This is a genomic window from Christiangramia marina, from assembly GCF_048285865.1.
Classification (GTDB): Bacteria; Bacteroidota; Bacteroidia; order Flavobacteriales; family Flavobacteriaceae; genus Christiangramia; species Christiangramia marina.
Map to the genome: position 1 here is coordinate 971,211 of NZ_JBLVTK010000001.1, position 322 is coordinate 971,532.

The window sequence follows — 322 nt, forward strand, 5'->3', positions numbered from 1 at the left end:
GAACTGGAACTGGAGCTTATTGAGGGTGGTGCATCAAGTTTTGATAAGGAAGACGAATATCTAACAGTTTATACAGATTTCAATGATTTTGGAATGATGTCTTCAAAACTTGAAGAACTAAGTATAGAACCTAAAAATTCTGAAGTACAGCGTATACCTTTAAATACTACTGAATTACCTGTGGAAGATGCTATCAAAATCCTGAACCTCATCGAAAAATTTGAAGATGACGATGACGTTCAGAACGTTTATCATACACTGGACGTGACCGATGAACTAATTACAAAAATGGAGGAGGAGTAATTAATTTTCCTCCTGGATA

At 35.4% G+C, this 322-nt stretch carries 1 protein-coding gene; it reads left to right on the forward strand.

All coding sequences use genetic code 11. The annotated features are described in order from the left end of the window. A partial coding sequence (locus ACNKXS_RS04530; RefSeq protein ID WP_417919820.1) for a YebC/PmpR family DNA-binding transcriptional regulator occupies positions 1-303 on the forward strand: 303 nt, incomplete at its 5' end. Positions 304-322 lie beyond the last annotated feature (19 nt).